This is a genomic window from Pseudarthrobacter sp. As-47 (assembly GCF_058215595.1).
In genome coordinates this window covers 3,873,867-3,894,275 of sequence record NZ_CM177088.1, presented here as the reverse complement: position 1 = coordinate 3,894,275, position 20,409 = coordinate 3,873,867, and the positions used below count along the sequence as shown (strand labels likewise).

14 protein-coding genes are annotated in these 20,409 nt (G+C 60.6%); 9 read left to right on the top strand and 5 right to left on the bottom strand.

Annotated elements, in window-relative coordinates:
* Positions 1-171: 171 nt before the first annotated feature.
* The 3 genes from purU to AC4BCK_RS18040 all read left to right on the top strand — a co-directional run bounded on the left by purU (position 172) and on the right by AC4BCK_RS18040 (position 4,588).
* Positions 172-1,035, top strand: a complete 864-nt coding sequence (gene purU / locus AC4BCK_RS18050; RefSeq protein ID WP_009357517.1) for a formyltetrahydrofolate deformylase — start codon at positions 172-174, stop codon at positions 1,033-1,035.
* Between the two features lie 57 nt (positions 1,036-1,092).
* Positions 1,093-3,567: a GcvT family protein gene (locus AC4BCK_RS18045; RefSeq protein WP_363960053.1), complete on the top strand. Its 2,475-nt coding sequence runs from the start codon at positions 1,093-1,095 to the stop codon at positions 3,565-3,567.
* Between the two features lie 94 nt (positions 3,568-3,661).
* Complete coding sequence (locus AC4BCK_RS18040) at positions 3,662-4,588, top strand: bifunctional methylenetetrahydrofolate dehydrogenase/methenyltetrahydrofolate cyclohydrolase (protein WP_363960056.1); 927 nt, start codon at positions 3,662-3,664, stop codon at positions 4,586-4,588.
* A gap of 453 nt (positions 4,589-5,041) precedes the next feature.
* On the opposite strand, the gene AC4BCK_RS18035 is transcribed toward AC4BCK_RS18040, so the two are convergent.
* Both AC4BCK_RS18035 and AC4BCK_RS18030 read right to left on the bottom strand, forming a co-directional pair.
* Positions 5,042-5,731 carry a fumarylacetoacetate hydrolase family protein gene (locus tag AC4BCK_RS18035; RefSeq protein WP_366280127.1) on the bottom strand — a complete coding sequence of 230 codons (690 nt, stop codon included), beginning with the start codon at positions 5,729-5,731 and terminating at the stop codon, positions 5,042-5,044.
* Positions 5,732-5,819: 88 nt separating this feature from the next.
* Positions 5,820-7,325, bottom strand: coding sequence for an NAD-dependent succinate-semialdehyde dehydrogenase (locus tag AC4BCK_RS18030; protein WP_363960478.1), 1,506 nt, complete (start codon positions 7,323-7,325; stop codon positions 5,820-5,822).
* A 929-nt stretch (positions 7,326-8,254) separates the two neighbouring features.
* Here AC4BCK_RS18030 and AC4BCK_RS18025 point away from each other — a divergent pair.
* The 3 genes from AC4BCK_RS18025 (at position 8,255) to AC4BCK_RS18015 (ending at position 10,960) form a co-directional block, all read left to right on the top strand.
* Entirely contained in the window at positions 8,255-9,490 is a 1,236-nt protein-coding gene (locus tag AC4BCK_RS18025) for a flavin monoamine oxidase family protein (protein ID WP_490566300.1), read from the top strand.
* On the top strand, positions 9,487-9,831 hold the full coding sequence (locus AC4BCK_RS18020; protein ID WP_363960484.1) for a cupin domain-containing protein: 345 nt from the start codon (positions 9,487-9,489) through the stop codon (positions 9,829-9,831). Before AC4BCK_RS18025 ends, AC4BCK_RS18020 begins: the two co-directional genes overlap by 4 nt.
* A gap of 514 nt (positions 9,832-10,345) precedes the next feature.
* Positions 10,346-10,960 (top strand): NADPH-dependent FMN reductase, encoded by a 615-nt coding sequence (locus tag AC4BCK_RS18015; RefSeq protein WP_363960487.1) that lies wholly within the window; start codon positions 10,346-10,348, stop codon positions 10,958-10,960.
* Positions 10,961-11,750: 790 nt separating this feature from the next.
* Here AC4BCK_RS18015 and AC4BCK_RS18010 read toward each other — a convergent pair.
* Positions 11,751-12,029: a transposase gene (locus tag AC4BCK_RS18010; RefSeq protein ID WP_490566930.1), complete on the bottom strand. Its 279-nt coding sequence runs from the start codon at positions 12,027-12,029 to the stop codon at positions 11,751-11,753.
* 131 nt (positions 12,030-12,160) lie between these two features.
* Here AC4BCK_RS18010 and AC4BCK_RS18005 point away from each other — a divergent pair, with 131 nt between their 5' ends.
* Positions 12,161-13,690 carry an IS1634 family transposase gene (locus tag AC4BCK_RS18005; RefSeq protein WP_363960563.1) on the top strand — a complete coding sequence of 510 codons (1,530 nt, stop codon included), beginning with the start codon at positions 12,161-12,163 and terminating at the stop codon, positions 13,688-13,690.
* On the opposite strand, the gene AC4BCK_RS18000 is transcribed toward AC4BCK_RS18005, so the two are convergent.
* Entirely contained in the window at positions 13,671-14,828 is a 1,158-nt protein-coding gene (locus AC4BCK_RS18000; RefSeq protein WP_366280123.1) for an ISL3 family transposase, read from the bottom strand. The genes AC4BCK_RS18005 and AC4BCK_RS18000 overlap by 20 nt on opposite strands.
* Positions 14,829-15,466: 638 nt before the next feature.
* Here AC4BCK_RS18000 and AC4BCK_RS17995 point away from each other — a divergent pair.
* Positions 15,467-16,897: an IS1380 family transposase gene (locus tag AC4BCK_RS17995; RefSeq protein WP_363960553.1), complete on the top strand. Its 1,431-nt coding sequence runs from the start codon at positions 15,467-15,469 to the stop codon at positions 16,895-16,897.
* 201 nt (positions 16,898-17,098) lie between these two features.
* On the opposite strand, the gene AC4BCK_RS17990 is transcribed toward AC4BCK_RS17995, so the two are convergent.
* Positions 17,099-17,981, bottom strand: a protein-coding gene (locus AC4BCK_RS17990; RefSeq protein WP_400599097.1) for an IS5 family transposase whose coding sequence is annotated in 2 segments (ribosomal slippage) — positions 17,099-17,617 and positions 17,619-17,981 — 882 coding nt in all. Because the reading frame shifts where the segments join, the coding sequence is not laid out codon by codon here.
* 370 nt (positions 17,982-18,351) lie between these two features.
* Here AC4BCK_RS17990 and AC4BCK_RS17985 point away from each other — a divergent pair.
* Positions 18,352-20,361: a rhamnogalacturonan lyase gene (locus AC4BCK_RS17985; RefSeq protein WP_366279349.1), complete on the top strand. Its 2,010-nt coding sequence runs from the start codon at positions 18,352-18,354 to the stop codon at positions 20,359-20,361.
* Positions 20,362-20,409: the final 48 nt, after the last annotated feature.

Here is a 20,409-nt window from a genome sequence, read left to right as displayed (position 1 = left end):
GGTATGAAAACGCTGATTTTTTCGTACAAATTGAGCATGGCGAGGGCTGCTTTAGGCCCGTATGGTCAACGTAGGATGCAGGTGCAGCCGGCAGGCGTAGGCCTATGAGCACTGCTCGAACCCTTCTCCTCGCAAGGGCACCCCAACGTACGAATCTCCCCTAGGAGTCCCATGGAAAACGCCCAATTCCGCCAAGTGATTCTTTCACTCAGTTGCAGAGACAGAATCGGAATTGTTCATGCTGTCTCCGGTTTCTTGGTATCCCATGGGTGCAATATTCTTGCCAGTCAGCAGTTCGACGATGCCGCCGAACAGAGGTTCTTCATGCGCGTGCACGTCTCTTGCCCAGCAGCCGTATCCGTTGGCGATCTGAAAAAGGCGTTTCAAGCGATGGCCTCCACGTTCGGAATGGAGTGGACGTTGGTCGACGCCGCCGACCGGCCCAAGGTTGCACTGCTGGTTTCTAAAGCCGAGCATTGCCTCAACGACCTGCTCTTCCGGTGGCGCTCAGGGCAACTTAGGGTTGACTTTCCCTTCATCGCCTCGAACCATACCACCCTTCAACCAGTTGCAGACGCCCATGGCATTCCCTTCTTTCACATTCCGGTGACACCTGAAACTAAGAGGGAAGCAGAGGAGAAGCTACTTGCTCTCCTTGCAGAACATCAGGTGGATTTGACCGTTCTAGCCCGGTATATGCAGGTGCTCAGCGACGATCTTTGCCGCGAACTTGTAGGCAAGGCCATCAACATCCATCACTCCTTCCTTCCAGGATTTAAGGGCGCCAAACCTTACCACCAGGCATTTGAACGCGGAGTGAAACTCGTTGGAGCGACGGCGCACTACGTCACCGCCGAACTGGACGAGGGACCAATCATCGAGCAGGAAGTTCTCCGCGTTGGACATGACTACAGTCCAGCTCAACTTGCAGTGACAGGCCAGGACGCAGAGCGGCTTGCACTGTCTCGCGCTGTTCAATGGCACGCAGAACAGCGGATCTTGTTAAACGGCCACCGCACCGTCGTTTTCAACTAGCACAACAACAACTTGCCCAGGGTCGGGCAGCGACCTGAGCAGAAATGAGGCCCCCCAATGGACAGGCTTGTCGACCGCACCGTAAGCGCCAACATGTTTACAGATACTTCCCATGATCCCTTGCCGACGCATGTGCGGACAATCGTGGTCGGCGGCGGAATTATCGGTGCCAGCATTGCCTATCACCTTTCAGTTGCAGGTGAGAACGACACATTACTTTTGGAGAGTAACGTCCTAGGCAGCGGGACCTCTTGGCACGCCGCAGGCTTGGTCACTGGAGCCCGCGGTACCACGACGATGACGAAGCTGGCCAAGTACGGTCTGGACTTTTATGGCCAGCTCGAGCAAATGTCCGGGCTGGACGTATCATTTCAGCGTTGCGGGTCCCTTAGCGTTGCACGAACCGCCGGACGCGTTGATGAGCTTCTTTATGCAAAGGACGTGGCCGACCAGCAGGGCGTAAGAACGGAATGGCTAACTGAGGACCGATACAAGGAATTGTGGCCTCTCGCAACCTACTCAGGGGTTGCCGGAGCACTCCTGCTGCCTGACGATGGTCACATCAACCCCGGACATGCAACAGTGGCTCTCGCTAAACTCGCCCATAGCTTTGGGACCCAGATACGCGAAAACATTGCTGTCCTCAAGATACTACGTCAAGGCGATCTCGTCGTCGGCGTGCTCACGGATCAAGGAATCGTGCACTGCGATCGGGTGATTCTGGCGTGCGGCTTGTGGACCCGTGATCTCGCGGCCACCGCCGGTGTGAAGGTACCCTTATACGCCGCCGAGCACATCCACGTCCGATCTGCAGAAATTTCCGGGGCTGTGCCTGAATTGCCCGTGTACAGGGATCTAGACAACAGCTATTACATCCGGCACGAGGCCGGGAGGCTCTTGGTCGGCGCATTCGAGCCTGACGGGCTTCCACGCGCGCTTGAGGAAATTCCTTCCAACGGCTTTGCAGAGTTCGAGCCGGAGTGGGAACACTTCGCTCCGATTAGGGCGAAGGCCGAAGGGGTAGTACCGGCACTTTCTTCAGCGGGATTCGACCGATTCCTGAATGCCCCGGAAAGCTTCACCCCGGATGCCAATTTTGCCGTGGGTGAAACCTCCGAACTTTCCAATCTGTTCGTGGCAGCAGGCTTCAACTCCCAGGGAATCATTTTTGCTCCCGGCATCGGTAAGGAATTGGCTGAGTGGGTCATTTCAGGAACTCCCGGTTTTGACTCATCCTCGGTCGATGTGCAGCGCTTTTCCGGACATCAAAACAACCGCAAGTACCTCAAGGCCCGAACCAAGGAGGGCCTTGGACGGCTTTACGCAATGCACTGGCCGAACTTGCAGATGGAGACGGGCCGCAACGTCCGTCGAACGCCCCTTCACGGGCGCCTGGCTGAGCTCGGTGCCTGCTTTGGTGAAGTTAACGGTGGGGAGCGGGCGAACTGGTACGGGGCCCCCGGAACATCTCCCACCTATGACTACAGCTATGGACGCCCGACTTGGTTCGACCGTGTCGCCGAGGAACATAAAGCGGCACGTGAGGGTGTGGTCCTTTTCGATCTGAGTCCATTCGCAAAGTTCGAAGTTGCCGGCCCTGACGCCCTTGAAGTGTGTCAGATGGCCGCAACAGCAGACATCGACGTTGAAACCGACAAAGCGGTCTATACCCTCTTCTTGAATGAGCGAGCGGGGATCGAACTAGACGGAACCATCACTCGTCTCGGCCCGGACCGGTTCTTAGTCGTTACCCCATCATTTACGCAGCAAAAGACCGCAGCGTACCTCAACCGAATAGCTCGGGGCAAAGCGGCGGCGGTGTTCGACTGCACTGCGGCCCTCGCCACAATCGGAGTCATGGGACCGAAAAGCCGAGAACTTCTTAGCAGGGTTTCACCGGAAGACTGGTCCGACGATGCACAGAAATACACCCATGGACGCACGGTAGAAATTGCAGAGGGCTATGCCTACAGTCTGCGCGTGAGCTTCGTAGGCGAATTGGGCTATGAGTTGTATCCGAGTGCCGACATAGCAACAAACGTCCTCGATGCACTGTGGGAGGCGGGGCAGGATCTGGGAGCCAAGTTGGCCGGATACCACGCCTTGGATTCGCTGCGCAGCGAGAAAGGATTCCGGCACCTGGGTCACGACATCGGGCCCATCGACGATCCCTATTCGGCAGGCCTTCGTTTCACAATCTCCATGGACAAACCAGGAGGCTTCGTAGGCAAAGACGCCCTCCTCAAGCTCGACCCCGCAGCGCCCGCTCATCGAACAGTGTATGTGGCGCTGGAAGATCCTGAACCCGTGTTCGTACATGACGAGACGGTCTACTGCAACGGCCAACCCGTCGGACGCATGACGAGCGGCAGCTACGGCCACACGCTGGGAAGCGCAGTCGGAATTGCAGCTATTGAACCTGATGTAGACCTCTCCGGAGACTTCGAAGTCCGGTGTAAAGGGCGGCTATACCCTGCAAAGGTCTCCCGGCGGCCCTTTTACGATCCCAAGGGCGAACGGCTCCGCGGTTAGGAGCCACATCCCATAGACCCCCACTGGCTCAGACAACGACTTAGGTCGTCTCTGCACGGACGAGAGCCAGGAACGAGCACCACAAGGAAGGCCTATGACTAACAGCGTCATGCAGAAACCGGGTCCCCCGGAGAACGTCGACAACATCCTGGATGGCAAGGCAACGGCTGATGCCGTGAAAACCGAACTCGCAGATCGAGTTACAGTTTTGAAACGCCGTGGCAAGACAGTTGGCTTGGGAACAGTTCTCGTTGGTGATGACCCTGCAAGCCATTCTTATGTGGCCGGGAAGCATAGAGATTGTGCGGAAGTGGGGATTGAATCCATCCGTCGGGATCTACCCTCGACAATTTCTCAGCAGGAATTAGAGGGCGTTCTGGAAGAGCTGAATGAAGACACTAGAACCACAGGCTACATAGTCCAGCTGCCGCTGCCCCCACACATCGACCAAAACGCTGTCCTGGAGAAAATATCCCCTCAAAAAGATGCAGACGGACTACATCCGATCAACCTTGGAAGACTTGCACTCAACGTCAGCGGCGATCTCAGCTCTCCGCTGCCCTGCACTCCAAACGCGATAGTCGAGCTGCTAACCCGACACGGCATCACTCTCAACGGTTTGGAGGTGCTTGTCGTCGGTCGCGGAGTCACAGTTGGTCGACCCTTGGGGCTGCTGCTTACACGGCGCACCATCAACGCGACCGTCACTTTAGCGCATACCGGATCGGTTGATCTTCCTAAGTTGCTAAAGCGCGCAGATGTTGTGGTGGCCGCGGCCGGTGTACCGGGCATCGTGCAAGGCAAACACCTCAAACCGGGATCAATAGTCTTAGACGTCGGAGTGTCACGGATAACCGAGGCCAGCACCCGCAAAGCCGTCCTCCAAGGAGACGTCGCTGCCGACGCTATGCACGTTGCTGCCTGGATCTCACCCAACCCTGGCGGTGTTGGCCCCATGACCCGGGCGATGCTTCTTGCTAATGTCGTTGAGACGGCCGAGCGGGATCTTTTACTTGCGTAGCGACGCGCTGCCACGACTACTCTTCGTTTGCAGCTCCCCCTAACGGCCCGGTGAGGTCAAGGGTATGCGTGGGTGAAAACCGTATCTTCTACGGCGGTGACTGTCGCAATCTCGGGTTTCCTGGATCGTTTGGTTATGCGAGCAGGCCGGTGGCGGCTGCTTCCGCAACGATTGCCAGGAAAAGAAGTGGCCAGCTGGTTGAGGCCTACCTTCATGCTTGGTCGAGGCTTCAGGTCGGTAGCTCTAGGCGTCGCTTACGCCACATGCTCTGGTCTAGGCACAGTAGCCGTTGCCTTTGCTGTTATGACGAACTCTAGGAAAAGTAAGGCCCGGTGATCCGCCCAAAGCACACGTACTGCTCGGGCACCTTGCAGATCGGGGCCAAAGGCCAGGGCCTTTTAGCCTCTTAGAAAATTGTGGCTGACCCCTCATAAGGGGTCTCCATCGCAGTGCTTAGACGATGGAGTTAGTTAAAGTACCTATTCCCCCGAGACTGATTTCCACGCAGTCTCCGGGGATAACAGCTGCGAAGGTACCCGGGGCCCCCGTCATAACGATGTCACCAGGCTCAAGAGTCGTCCAGCGGGTGACGTACACCAGACAGTCGACAACGCTCGTGAGGAGGTTGAATGACCCGGACTCGGCCCTAACATGGCCGTTCACGTTCACCGTGATGCTGACCTTTTCAGGATCCTTAATTTCGGTCTCAATCCACGGTCCAAGAGGTGTGTAATTAATGCCGGCTTTGGCTTGGAAAAGCTTTTCGTCTATAAGTCCTTGGTCGGCGTTTGTAACATCGTTCGCGACCGTGTAACCCAGCACATGATCGCTCACGTCTTCGGCGGTGAGGCCGGTAGCCCGTTTGCGCATAACAACTGCCAGCTCTCCCTCCACGTGCACTACACCGACGTCCTGAGTCAACTTAACGTTGTCTTCCGGGTTCGCCACGGTATGTACGGATTTGTGCCAGGCCTGTACGGGAAGCGGATGCTTATTACCGGGGCGGTTGTGGCTCAGCCCGATGAGGACGGAGGGCCTAACCGGAACGAGTAGCTTCGCCCCTTCCGCCGGCGTCACTTGCCCAGTGAAGGATAGTACCTCGGCAAACGGGTCTTCCAGGTGGTGCCAGTCCCCGTTCCGCAATACTGCATGCTGGGGTCCTCTGGTCGTTTGTATCCTAGCAAGTCGCATTATTCACTCGTTCAGTCGGCACGTAACCCCGAACAGTAATTCAGTTCTCATAGGGGTCGGCGATGCCGATGTATTGGGTGGTGGTATATTCGGCGATGCCTTCAGACCCGCCTTCGCGGCCTAGGCCTGATTGTTTGACGCCGCCGAAAGGGGCGGCGGCGTTGGAGATGATGCCCGCGTTGAACCCAACCATGCCGAACTCGATCTGCTCTGCCACCCGGAGGAGTCGATTGAAGTCGCGGCTGTAGAGGTAGGCCGCAAGCCCGTATTCCGAGGCGTTGGCCAGTTGGATGGCGTCCTGTTCGGTGCTAAACGTGGTGACAGGAGCGACGGGACCGAAGATTTCCTGGTTGAGGATCTCCGCATTATTGGGAACGTCGGCGAGAACTGTGGGCTGGTAGAAGTAGCCTGGCCCGTCCACGTGGGCACCCCCAACGAGGGCAACGGCTCCGGCATCGATGGCAGCCCTGACCAGGGCGTGGACGTCCTCGCGAGCACTGTCGTCAATCAGCGGGCCGACCTGACTGGCAGGGTCGGTACCTCGGCCCGTGGCGAGGGCGCCCATCGCGGCTGCGAATTTCCGGGTGAATTCCTGCGCCACGGATTCTTGAACGAGGAACCGGTTGGCCGCGGTGCAGGCCTCGCCCATATTCCGCATCTTAGCCGCTATTGCCCCTTCTACAGCTTTGTCCAGATCTGCATCTTCAAACACGATGAACGGAGCATTTCCGCCCAATTCCATTGAAGTCCGCAGGACATGTCGCGAAGCCTCTGTCATCAGGCGCTTGCCGACGGGTGTGGATCCTGTGAAGGAGACTTTCCGCAGGCGGGAATCTTTCAGCAGCGGCCCGGATATCCCCGACGCCGAGGATGACGAAACGACGTTCAGAACCCCGGCCGGAAGGCCGGCCTCCATCATCGTCTGGGCAAACAGCTGCGAAGTCAGCGGTGTCAGCTTGGCTGGTTTAAGGACCATCGTGCAGCCAGCGGCGACAGCCGGAGCAACCTTGCGAGTAGCCATCGCAAGGGGGAAATTCCAGGGAGTTATCAGCAGGCAGGGGCCTACGGGTTTGTGCTGGACAAGAATCCTGTTCTTGCCCTCGGGGGTGGTGAGGAATCGGCCGTAATTTCGCACGGTTTCTTCCGAGAACCACCGCAGAAACTCAGCCCCGTAGGCAACCTCGCCCCGGGCCTCAGCCAATGGTTTGCCCATCTCCAACGTCATCAACAGCGCGAAGTCCTCCGACCGCGCTGTTACCAGGTCGAATGCACGGCGCAATATCTCGGCGCGCACCCGGGGAGCAGTGCGCGCCCATGAGGCTTGCGCCGCGCAAGCTGCCTCCAGGGCGGCGACCGCATCCTCGCTCGTGGCCGAAGCTAGGGTGGCAAGTACCTCACCAGTAGCAGGATCACGCACGTCAAACGTTCCGCCGTCGGACGCATCCACCCACTGGCCACCAACCAGCAGGCCGGTGGGCACGGACGCGAGCAGAGACGCCTCGCGCTCTAGGGGAGTGGCAGGCAACACAGCCGATTCAACTGTCATTTGTAGTCCTCGGAGATTTGATTTGTAGCGACTGACTGCGCCGCAGGAGCACTGCAAGTTGGGGGCGAGTAAGAGGTCTGCTAGAGAAAGCCCGGTTCGGTCGCCAACGATCAGGCGAAGCTGTGACAGGCGAAGTCGCATGAATGCCGGCGAAAGAACTTTTCAGCCCGAAGTACAGAGTTCCAGCCTTAGATAGTCGGTCGACATCCAACGTCGCTTCTCCAGAGGTCGCGCTCCACCGTCGTCCCTGGCGCTATCTTCGTAGAAAGACGGACGCTGAACGTTCTTTGGTCGTGACGCGTGACAACAATCCCCTGGTGGTCTGACGTTCGTAGCGCATGCGCCACTGCCTCGCTGACCGCCGCGGTAAGGCGTTCTTCCATGTCGCCACGGTGATCCACGGTGATGACTTTGCTATATGAGCCTGTGTGCTCTGGCATGCGGTAGTTCCTTCCGGAGCGATGCGCGGGTGTGCTGCCACGCTATACCTCAGACATAAGAGTGCGATTTGTGGAATCTGGTGCTTCAACATGAACTCGAAAGCGGATGAAAGTCTCACGACTACAGCAGCCAGTATGGAGCGCCCTGTTACGGTCGCAAACAGTTCTTGAGAATGATCTTTGTACTAATCCTGTACATAAGTAGGACTAGGGCGCGCGGGCAAAGAAGGGAAGGACTGCACCTAAGACGAGCCCCTCGACCTGCTTGTACGGATCCCCAGTCCTCCATTCCGTAGCTAGCCGACGGCGGACAAGGCAAAGATTATTCAAAAGTACGAAAACTGCCGGTATCTATCACTCCAGCACGATTTTGTTGGCACCCTAAGCGGCTTACTCTGGGGTAGAAACAGCGTCTTCTGCCTGTCTCCCCATATATCACATCAAAACGGAGGTGGCTGTGTGCCCCGCATAGGAATTCTTGGTGCCGGCTTGGCTGGCCTTGCAGCAGCTACAAAACTCGCCGAAGCCGGCGAACACGTCACGGTATTCGAAGCCCGTAACCGCCCAGGCGGTCGCGTTTGGTCAGAAACACTTGACACACCACAAGGCAGGTATGTCATAGAACGAGGTGCCGAGTTCGTTCTGGACGGCTACACCTCCATGCGGCGGCTGCTATCGCATTTTGGGCTTAGCTTGGTTGATACTGGCATGAGCTATTACGTTCGTGAGCCCGGCGACATGGCTGGCATCACTTCTGATGACATTATTCGTACCGGGCGGAAAGCACTGGAATTAACCAGCAGCAATGGCCTTCAAGGGACTGCCGAAGAGCTGCTGGCCGCATTGCCCGACGAACCGGAACTGGTCGACGCGCTTCGTGCCCGCATCGAAATCTCTACGGCGGTGAGCGCATCAGAGGTCACGGCGAAATCGTTGCAGCATATTGCCTCGTTCGAACCCAAACCCAGCTGGCGAGTGGCTGGCGGCAATCAACGACTGCCCGATGCGATGGCAGCTGCACTTGGTTCTGCCGTGCGTTACGGCGAAACCGTGAGGGCCGTTGAGAACATCAGTGACGGTGGTGTCCTTGTTACTACCGACACCGACACGTCCGTGTTTGACGCCGTCGTTGTCGCGCTTCCGCTTGCTGTAATCCGTGACCCACAAGTGAACCTGCCTTCAACTGAGGCCCGCAGCGCAGCCCTAAAGCACGTTCTTCAAGGACATGCCGCAAAACTGCACCTCCCTCTGGAAACTCCGCCCCCCACAAGTGCTGTCATGTCCGTCGAAGGCCGCTACTGGACTTGGACTGCCACCGACGACTCCGGGGTTGTGGCCCCGGTGCTAAACGCCTTCATGGGCTCCCCATCAGCCATCTCCCGTGCCAACCTCACGCAAAACCCGTCGGAATGGGTTCTCAAAGCACGAGCACTTCGCACGGATCTCGACATCGCGCAAAACGCTTCCGCGCTGACCACTGTATGGTCCGAGGATCAACTGGCAGGTGGGGCATACGCCGCCCATGCCCCAGGCGCCACGGCCGCTGGGACGGCCCTCTTGGAAAAGCCGGTCGGGGATGTTTTCTGGGCTGGCGAGTACAGCGAACCGGAATTCGTAGGCCTAATGGAAGGAGCTATACGCAGCGGCGAGCGGGCCGCGGAACGTGTCATGCAGCGCCTTGAAACTACGTCCCGTAACTCTGACTCTGAAAGAACCAAAGCATGAGCACCGTACTTCACGCTTCTTCACTGCACTGGGCAGAACCGGTTCCAGTTGATCCCGAACGAATCATCCGGGGTGCTCCGGCCACGAGCACTCGCGTACTTTTTGCAGACGGCAAAACGGAACTGGGGCTGTGGCGGGCAACCCCCGGCGAATTTACTACAGTCCATCAGGGATACGAGGAGTTTATTAGCGTGATCGAAGGAGAAGGAGAACTGATCCATGATGACGGCTCCCGCACCACACTCAACGCCGGGACAGTCCTAATCCTCGAAAACGGCTGGAGAGGGCGATGGAGCATTGCAAGCACCCTCGTTAAGTCCTACACAACAGTTCGAGTGTGAACCAGGCGATGGGATAAGCGTGCAGCGGCCGAGCGCGCCGTAAGGGATTTCCACCCTGGTTAAAAGCGAAAGACGCTCACCACATCCACCGTCCTATAGAAGGTCTAGACGTGAACAAACTCCCGTCCCCCGTGTTCAGCCCGAAGTTTTGCCACTCGGCCTCTACTAGCCATCGCTCGCTCCACTTCGAAGTTCTGGCGCCCGCTGGTACCTGCCTGTCTGTGGAAAAACCCAGCAGCGCTGCCCCTCCTACCTTGTCCCCGGTGCCCCCCGCTGCAAATCGCGGTCCGGAAGTCGAGGATCTTCTCCCTTGGATCGGGTGGGTTACTGCATGAACGGAGAAATTTTATCGAGATAGACCCATACCCGCTTAAGTGTGAAACAGCTCCCTCCGAGCTCTCTGATCCAGGGCTCCTGAACCGGTTGGCTGAGCCGTGTTCCACTCCGCTGCCGTAACTCGCAGCGTCGCACACGTCGGCCGCCGGCCGTAATCAGAAAAGAAAGGACTAGGCTTTTGGCAGCAAAATACAAAATTGGCTATTTCGTGGGGAGCCTTGCGACCAATTCCATCAACCGCGCTCTCTCCCAGGCTTTGATAAAGCTCGCCCCGGAGGACCTCGAGTTCACCGAAATCCCCATCAAGGACCTCCCACTTTACAGCTACGACTACGACGCCGGTTTTCCGCCGGAAGGCTTGGCCCTTAAGGAAGCTATCGAAGCGTCCGACGGGATCCTCTTCGTGTCTCCCGAGTACAACCGTTCCATTCCAGGTGCCCTCAAAAACGCTATCGACTGGGGATCTCGTCCATGGGGATCGAATTCCTTCGCCCGTAAACCCACGGGAATTATTGGGACTTCTCCCGGCAGTATCGGCACCGCAGTGATGCAGTCGTCCTTCCGCAGCATCCTGAGCTTCCTAGACGCACCACAGCTGAATTCTCCTGAAGCCTATGTTCACTACGACGTCGACATGTTCGGGGAGGGTGGCGAAGTCAAGGATGAACGCACGGCGAAGTTCCTGCGCCACTACATGGACGAATACGGCGCCTTCGTGGCCCGTGTCCTCGCCACAAGCACCGCCGGACACATCGGCGATATGGAGCCGGACAGTGACAAGCTCTCCCGCTGATGTGTAGATCTGGTTGTCAAGAGTGCATGGATGAGCGGCTGCCGGGTTTGATTTCGGGAGCCCCTCATCTTTGTGCCAGCCGGTCATGCTGCGGGGGCCCGTGAGCGAGTCGTTTTCGAATGCTGTGTCAGGCTCACATTGCGGGTTGTACCCCATGATGATTTGTTCGGCTGGAGCATATCGTGCCTAGAATCGAGCACGTTGGAGGACGTCGGTTCATAGCGGAAACTCGGGTTAGCGCAGGATGCTGCCACCCGCCGACTTCGATCACGTTAGGCGGCACGTTCATCTCGGGCCGCGGTTCATGGTTCTCCTTGCTGGAGTGGTGCGGCCAGTAACCAGCACCAGCCGGCGAGCTCGCGGGCGATTGCGGTGTGGCCTTGACTGACATTTCATGGTGCTCGTTGAAGTGTTCCCAGTTGTGTGGAGCCGGTGGGTTCCTTCCAGGGCGCGGATGCGGGTTGCCGAGGCGACGAGCTCAAGCTGGCGCAACAGTCGTTCCCCGGGCAGTTTACGAGCGTAGGTGTTCCGGCCCTTGTAATCGGAACCTGGTGCCGTGACTGGCCGGAGGACTCCTCGCATCGCTTGGAGATTGTCGGAGCAGGAACTGAGGCTCGCTTTTCGCAACCAAGAGATTGCCAGTTCGCCGGCTACAGCCTGCAACTCGCTGCTTCCGTCGGGCCGCATGCCCCTAACAGTCCCTTGTCTTCCCCGGTAAGCCGAAACCTCCGGGCGCGGGACGCAATCTGGCTCTTCACGGTTCGTGGGGAAATGGATCCTGGAATGAGCGTCATGCCGCCGTCCTGACGGCACTTCTCAAGAGAATAACCGATTTGTAATTGGCGGCGTTGCGGTACCCGCGGGCAGTTCGCTTAATGTTCTTGATTGCCGTGTTGTTGGCCTCGACCTTGCCGGTCGTGGCGCCGGTGATAATCAGCACCTCGATCTCTTTCCACCATCTGCAGACGGTGCGGTAGAGCCGGTTGGTCTCCGGTCTCGCGGCTGCGGTGACAAGTTCCTCAAGCTTGGCTTTCGCTATTTCGGCGTCCTCGAGGGAGCCGGTGCGCAGCAGGACCCTGAGTTGTTCCTTGACCTTCCAGACCGCTCCCGAGTTGCACAGGTAATTGGGGTTCTGGAGTGTTTGCCCAGCTCAAGGCGGGGTCACCTTCTGAAATGGGGCACTAACGGTAGCCTTCTGGGGTGTCCCCGCATATCCGGAAGGTGAAAACTGGCTCGGGCGCGACCGCGGTCCAAATCGTTGAGAAGCGGTCCGGGGTCCGGCGGATCCTCGAGCACCTCGGCTCAGCCCACGACGAGGCTGGAGTGGCAGCCTTGGTCCGCGCCGGGCAGGAGCGTCTGAACGCCGGCCAACAGGCCTTTGAGCTCGACCTCGTCCCGGCAAGCTCAGAATCTGCGGTCCCGGCGCACAATGCGGTGGTCGCCGGTTCACGATGCGAGGTCCTGTGGGAAGTCCTCGCGGACGCCTACTCCCGACTGGGATTCGACGTACTTGGGGACGACGCGTTCGCTGCGATGGTGCTCGCCCGGCTGGTGGAACCGGCTTCGAAAGCCGCCACGGTCGGGATACTCGAGGATCTGGGCGTAGCCGCCCCGCACCGCAACACTTTGGGAGCGGCGCTGAAACGCTGCCAGAACCGTGACTACCGCGGCACGCTGGCCAAGGCGTGCCTTGCCCACTCGGCCCGGACCACGGGAACCTCGGCGATGGTGCTCTACGATGTCACGACGCTTCACTTCGAGAATGAGGACGAAGACGCGTTGCGCAAGGTCGGGATGAGCAAGGAGCACCGCGTTGACCCGCAGGTCCAGGTCGGGCTCCTCGTGGATCCGGGCGGATTCCCGCTGGAAGTGCATCTGTTCGAGGGGAACAAGGCCGAGACAACCACCCTCATCCCCGTTCTGGAAGCGTTCCAGAAGCGGCACGGGGTGACGAACATGGTTGTCGTCGCCGACGCGGGAATGCTTTCGGCGGCGAACCTGAACGCGCTCGAAGATGCCGGGTTTTCCTTCATCGTCGGTTCCCGCCTGACCAAGGCCCCCTACGACCTGGCCGAGCACTTTGAGCGCCGCGGGGACTACTTCGAAAACGGGCAGATCCTTGAATCCAAGCGCGTCATGGGCACCGGCAAGTCCGCCCGGGAGCGCCGGATTGTCTACCAGTACTCCTTCAAACGAGCCAAGCGTGACAACCGCACCATCAATCTCATGATCGACAAAGCCGAACGCATCGCCGACGGCAAGATTCCCTTGAAGAAGGCCAGATTCCTGAAGGTCACAGGCGCACAGAAGACCCTGGACCAAGCCACTATCGACCGCGCCCGCCAGCTCTCGGGGCTCAAGGGCTACGTCACCAACCTCCCCGAAACCAAGATGCCAGGCGCCGAGGTGATCACCGCCTACCACGACCTCTGGCAGGTCGAGGCGTCCTTCCGCATGACCAAATCCGACCTACGCGCCCGGCCCGTGTTCCACCGTCAGCGCGATGCCATCGAAGCCCACCTCACCGTCGTGTTCGCAGCCCTCGCCATCGCACGCCATCTCCAGGACACTACCGGCGTCACGATCAAGAAGCTCGTGCGGACACTCAAGCCCCTGCGCACCGTCACCGTGCGCATCGGAGCTCAGACCATTACCGCCGCGCCAGCCATCGACCTGGAGGCACGGGCCATCCTCGACCGGCTACCGCCGATCAACGCACCGGGGCACTAAGCCTGTGCAACTCGGGTCTGCAGACGGTGCGGTAGAGCCGGTTGGTCTCCGGTCTCGCGGCTGCGGTGACAAGTTCCTCAAGCTTGGCTTTCGCTATTTCGGCGTCCTCGAGGGAGCCGGTGCGCAGCAGGACCCTGAGTTGTTCCTTGACCTTCCAGACCGCTTGAAGGGTGCCGATCGGATCATCGGCGGCGAAGACTTCCTCCAGCCGGAGGGCGGCCCTGCAGCTGAGGTTGTCGCCGCCGCGCAGCAGGAGCATGCGGTGGGCCCAGGCCTTGTCGATGGCCCGGTCGCGTCGGCCCTTGACCTGTTGGGAGAGGTTCTGCCGGGTCTCGGTCAAGGCCTGGTTGGCCAGCGAGATCAGGTGGAAGTGGTCGACAGCGACAGCGGTGCGGGGAAGCCACATCCGTAGTGCCTTGCGGAACGCCGCCGACGGGTCGATCGCCACAACCTGCACAGCCAGGCGCCACTCCAGGGGCCGGGCGAACAGCCATTCCCCGACACCCTTGTGATCTCGGCCGTCGACCACACCAAGGACCTGACCGGTGTCCAGGTCCAGGATGGTTGTCATCCACGGCTCGAAGCGTGTCCACGCCTTTGTTGTGGAGTCCTGGAAGTAGCGCACAGATCTGAACCGGTGCTCATCAATGCCCAGCATCCGCGGGCTGAGCTTGTCCACGTCGGGCAGCCGGAGCACGCAGGCCTCGGTCACCGCGGCCCGGACCATCCACCAGGACACCGCGAAGCCCGCGGCGGTCTCCGACACGGCCCTGCCCGAACGGATGACCGCGTCCACGAGCTGGTCCCGAAGCCTGCTGGTGGAGCGGGCACGGCGCGGGACCTGTGGCGTTGATTCAAAAAACGACAGCCGGTCGCAAGCCCTCTCTTCGCAGTACCAGCGGTACTTGGACCAGAGCACCTCAACTGGCCCGGCAACAGGAATATCCCGGAGCCGCTGCATGCTGCGTTCCTTTCGCCTGGACGAGATGACTCCGCAGCTGGGGCAGCCCGGTGGCTGGTCGGTTTCGATAATGACCTGCCGGCGGCCGGCAGTGATCATGGTGGAGATGACACGGTAGTCGGGCAGGTTGAAGAGGATGGTGGCAGCGTCGGCTGCGACCCCGGTAGGCTCGTTCAAGGGCTCGTGGTCCTGTTCCAGGTTGAATGCTAGACACACTCATCCCAGCAGGGCCACGGGCCCCCTTGTTTTCAACGACACGAACTCAATTCCCCAGAAACCACGAAGAGCCCGCAATCTGCCCGCGCATTCGGCTCCCGCTTCCGATTGAAGGCAGCGGATCGTAAAAAGATGCACAAGCGCCGTGCCAGCGGCTTGCCACCCGAAGGGAGAGGCGGCGATGGAGCTGCTGTTCTGCCCGGCTACTCGGCTTTTGGTTGGTAATCCCTTCGAGCCTTCCTCTACTCCTCTTGCCAAATAGGTCGGGACTGCCTGGTTTCGCCACCCGGTTCCCTAAAGCCCGTAGACGATAACCTCGAGGCAGTAACACCCGGGCACCGTCATCGGAGTAGACGGCTTTGCGCCAGCGTCCGCCGTCAAGCCGCTGGCGCACACAAACTCCTACGAGAGGACTTGCCTTTGGTTCACGATCGTCAGCGGTTCCAGTTCTAGGTGAAGGGCGCTGACATCATGTTTTAGCCCGGGGTTTTCATGGGGCGCCGGGTGCGGGGCGTGTTTAAGCAGGGAAAGGGTGCTCTGAGCTGGGAAAATAGTGGTTGTCGAGACCGTTATTTGCCGAGCGAGGGAGCACCCTTTCGATGCAAAAGTCTACCTTCGTTTTCCCGTCCCTGCCGGTTAGTTTCACCGGCCAGTCGCTGATCTCCCACGCCGGAGTTTCGGTGCTCACCGGCTTCATGGACGCCCTCGGTTTCGGCAGGCTGTGCGAGGACCGGCTGGGCCAGTTTGTCCCTTCCGGAGCGAAGCACCGGCCGGGACGGCTGGTTGGATCCCTTGCCGCGATGCTCGCCGCCGGCGGTGAACACGCTTCGGATCTGGACATTCTGCGGTCCTCACCTGGAGTCTTCGGTCAGCTGCCCTCCAACGCGACGGTGTCCCGGTTCTTCGAACGAACCGTCACGAACCCCGAGTTGTTTCGCTACGGCTTTGAGACCCTCACCCGGGAACTGCGAACCCGGGCCTGGAACGCCGCCGGAGCAAGGAACCCGGCCCTGACCGCAACAGCCTTGGACCCGCTGATCATCGACATCGACGCGACCCTGGTGACCTCCCACTCCGACAAGGAAAACGTCGCCGGAACCTACAAACGCGGCTACGGCTTCGCCCCCTTCATCGCCTCCTGTGATTACGGGGCCGGCAATGGTTCCGGGGAAATTCTCGCCGCCGTGCTGCGCCCGGGGAACGCCGGGGCGAACAGCGCTGATGACCACATCCGGGTCTTCCACACCGCCACAGCCCAACTGCCGGAGAGCTTCTTTACCGAGGCCGGGGCCTTGGCCGGGGAGAAGATCCTGGTCCGCACCGACAGTGCCGGGGCCTCCCGGAAATTCCTCTGGCACCTGCACGGCCTGGGCGTGCAGTTCACCACCAGCTACACCATCCCTTTCGGCAAGGCCCACATGGTCGACTGGATCAGCGACAAACAGTACTGGCAGCCGGCCCTGGACCAGACCGGAAACGACCGCACCAATGCCTGGGTCATCAACGCCACCGACGTCCTCACGCTCACGGACTACCCGCCGGGCACGCAACTGTTCCTGCGCGCAGAGCCGCTGCACCCCGGCGCGCAACCAACCCTGCTTGACACCGACGGGCACCGGATTACCGCGTTCCTGACCAACTCCCCCCGCTGGCACGGCCCGTATCTGGATGCCAGGCACCGTGCCCGGGGCCGGTGCGAGAACCGGATTAAAACCCTGAAAAACACCGGCCTTGGCAAACTCCCGTTCTTCGATTTCGCCGCGAACCAGGCCTGGGCGAACATCGCCGCGCTGGCCTTCAACCTGGTCTCCTGGATCCAGCTCGCCGCCCTCCCGGACGGCCACCAGGCCAAGGCCTGGGACATCAAACGCTGGCGCTACCGGCTCTTCGCGACCGCAGGGAAAATCATCACCCGCGCCCGCCATAGCCAGCTCCTCCTGCCGGAAAGAGCACCCGAGAAGGCCCTTATAAACCTGCTTCTGGAGAATACCAGGCACCTTCGACAACTCCTGCTGGCCGGCTCAGGCTGAGCAGTCACTGACCCAACCCCGACGAGCAGACCCATCACCGGAAGTGGAACCGGCGCCAAGCCAGGCGACCCAACAGGCCAAACCACCGCGCCCGAAAACAGCAAACAACCACCAGCCACCGGCCTGACGCAATCCGCAGTCATCACCTGCCCTCATGAAAAATCGGGGTTAGGATGCACCATCGGCCTAGGGTGTGTCTCCTTATTGCCGTAGCCAGATAAGGGATGCGTAGAGGGCGACGCCTGCCCGGTAGGTGATTGCGAGTTTGTCGTATCGGGTGGCGATGCTGCGCCATTGCTTGAAGAGGCTAAAGGATTGCTCGACGACGGACCGGCCTTTGTAGGCTTCACGATCGAAGTCCACGGGCCGGCCGCCGCGGGAGCCTTTTCGTATTCGGTTGGCGATTTGGTCTCGGGGTTCGGGAATGATCGCTTTGATCTTCTTCTGACGCAGGAGGGATCGGTTGGCCCGGGACGAGTAGGCCTTGTCGCCCATGACCGCGTCGGGTCGGTTCCTGGCGCGGCCGCCGCCAATCCGCGGCACGCTGATCGCCTCGATGACATGGGGAAACCTGCGTGAGTCGGATCCCTGGCCGGGCCCCAGGATGAACGCCAAGGGACGGCCCCGGCCGTCGCAGGCGTGGTGGATCTTTGTGCTCAGCCCGCCCCTGGACCGGCCCACGGCATGGTCTTCAGGTTCGATCCAGAGTTTCTTGTAATTCGGCGGTTCCCCCTGTGGTGCGGGGAAGGTTGGTTCCGTGCTGGTGGGCCCGGTTGATTGTCGAATCCACTGAAACAGTCCAGTCGATTCCACCGTCGGCGTCCGCCTGAGCGAGCAAGGCCGCGTGGATACGGTCCCAGGTCCCATCCGCAGCATAGCGGCGGTGCCGCTTCCACACGGTTTGCCACGGTCCGAACTGCTCGGGCAGGTCCCTCCACGCTATCCCGCACCGGTACCGGTAGGCGATCCCTTCGACAGTCTGGCGGTTATTGCGGAACGGGCGCCCGCGCTGGCCATCGGAACTCGGCAACAACGGCTCAACACGGGCCCACTGCTCATCGGTAAAAATCTGGAAACGCGACACCACTCCAGTTAAGCAACCAACGCCAAGCCTATTTGGGAGACACGCCCTAGGGCCGGGGCGCCGGTTGTTGTGTGTCCCTGGTGGAGGTGATGCCCGCCCGGACGCTGCCGCTCTTGCAGGCGGCGGCGGGCCGGCCGCGCGGCGATGCCCGCGCCATCTGAACGCAAAGGAACAATATCTCCCATTTAATCCCGTCACACCCTTGACCAGGCTTGTAAAGCGCTGATAGAAGTTAAGGGCAGAAAACGCTTTCCGCTGCATCCTAAAACCTCACCCCTCGTTCGTGGTGGGCTGCCTGTCAGGTGTAGTGAAACGTTCCAAACTGTCGTGCGGCAGACTCAGCTGCCGCCGCATCAAAGGAGATGTTCTTTTGGCTTATCCCTCGAAATGTTCCCCCACGCCCCGTCCGGTTTTGCGGCAAGGCCGCGCCTGGAAAGCCGTCCCCTTGGCTGCGGCTGCTTCCCTCACCGCCGCTGCGCTGGCGTTCACCGGGGTGCCGCTCGCGCAGGCCAACCCCGGCACCGCCCCCGGGCAGTCCGGCAAGGCAGAGCTGAAGCGCCAGGTGGAGAACCTGGACCGCGCGCCGGTGGCCGTGCTTACGGACCAGGGCGTCACGCTGGGCTGGCGCATGCTGGGCCTGGACCAGGACAGTGTGGGCTTCCACGTGATCCGCGACGGCGTCCAGCTCACCGAAGAGCCCATCCGCAACACCACCACGTTCGTTGATCCGGCCGGAACCGCAGCCTCCACGTACGTCATCAAAACTGTGGGCAACGGCAACGGGCAGGACAAACTCAGCGCGGAATTCACCCCGCTGGCCCAGAACTACCTGTCCATCAAGCTGGACAAGCCCGCCGACGGCGTCAGCAAGGATGGAAAGCCCTACACCTACTCGGCCAACGACTCCAGTGTCGCGGACCTGGACGGGGACGGCAGCTACGAGATCATCCAGCTCTGGAACCCCTCCAACGCGCAGGACAACTCCAAGTCCGGATTCACCGGAAACGTCTACGTGGACGCCTACAAGATGGACGGCACCAGGCTGTGGCGCATCGATCTGGGCCACAACATCCGCGCCGGCGCCCACTACACCCAGCTCCTGGCGTACGACTTCGACGGCGACGGCAAGGCCGAGGTGTCCATGAAGACGGCGGACGGCACCACGGACGGGGCCGGAACCGTGATCGGCGACCCGGCAGCGGACTACCGGAACAGCGCCGGTTATGTCCTGTCCGGTCCGGAGTTCCTCACAGTGTTTAACGGGGCAACAGGCGCCATCATGGACACGGTGGCCTACGACCCGCCGCGCGGCAGCGTCTCCGCCTGGGGCGACGGCTACGGCAACCGCGTGGACCGCTTCCTGGCCGGCGTCGCCTACCTCGACGGCGAAAAGCCGTCCATGATGTTCAGCCGCGGCTACTACACCCGCACCGTCCTGGTCACCTATGACCTGGTGGACGGCAAGCTGGTGAAGCGCTGGACCTTCGACTCGGACATCGCGGGTGCCGAATACAAGGGCCAGGGCAACCACAACCTCTCCGTAGCTGACGTGGACCAGGACGGCAAGGACGAGTTCGTCTTCGGCTCCATGACCATCGACGACGACGGCTCGGTCCTCTACAACACCAGGCTGGGCCACGGCGATGCGATGCACACCAGCGATTTCGATCCTTCCCGCCCCGGGCTGGAGGTTTTCGCCGTCCACGAGAGCATGAGCCAGAGCGGCAACCGTGGCGCCACCTTCCGCGACGCCGCCACCGGCGAGGTGCTCTGGAGCATCCCCGCCATCCGGGACACCGGCCGCGGCGCCGCCGGCGACATCGATCCCCGCTACGCCGGCGCTGAGGGCTGGGCGGTGGGCGGCGACGCCTCCTGGAACTCCCCGCGGGGCCAGCTGATGTCCGCCAAGGGCGAGCTGATTGCCGAGAGCATTCCCGCGGCCAACTTCCTCGCCTGGTGGGACGGTGACCTGCTCCGCGAGATCGTCGACCACGACTTCGACGCTGCCGCCGGCGTGGGCGTGCCCACAATCTCCAAGTGGAACTGGGAAACGGAGTCCAGCGACAGGCTCCTGACTGTCACCGGCGCCCGCACCAACAACCACACCAAGGGCAACCCGTCCCTGCAGGCGGACCTGCTGGGCGACTGGCGCGAGGAACTTGCCTTCCCGTCGTCGGACAGCACTGAACTGCGGATCTACACCAGCACCTCGCCCACCGAGGTCCGGCTCCGCACCCTGATGCACGACACCGTCTACCGCACCGCCGTGGCCCGAGAAAACGTGGCCTACAACCAGCCGCCGCACCCGAGCTTCTTCATCGGCGAGGGCATGGAAACCCCGGCCGCGCCGTCGGTGGTGTACGCGGGCACCGGCAAGTAGCACGGCACCCACGGACGGTCCTGCCCCGCACAAAAGCGCCGCCCGCCT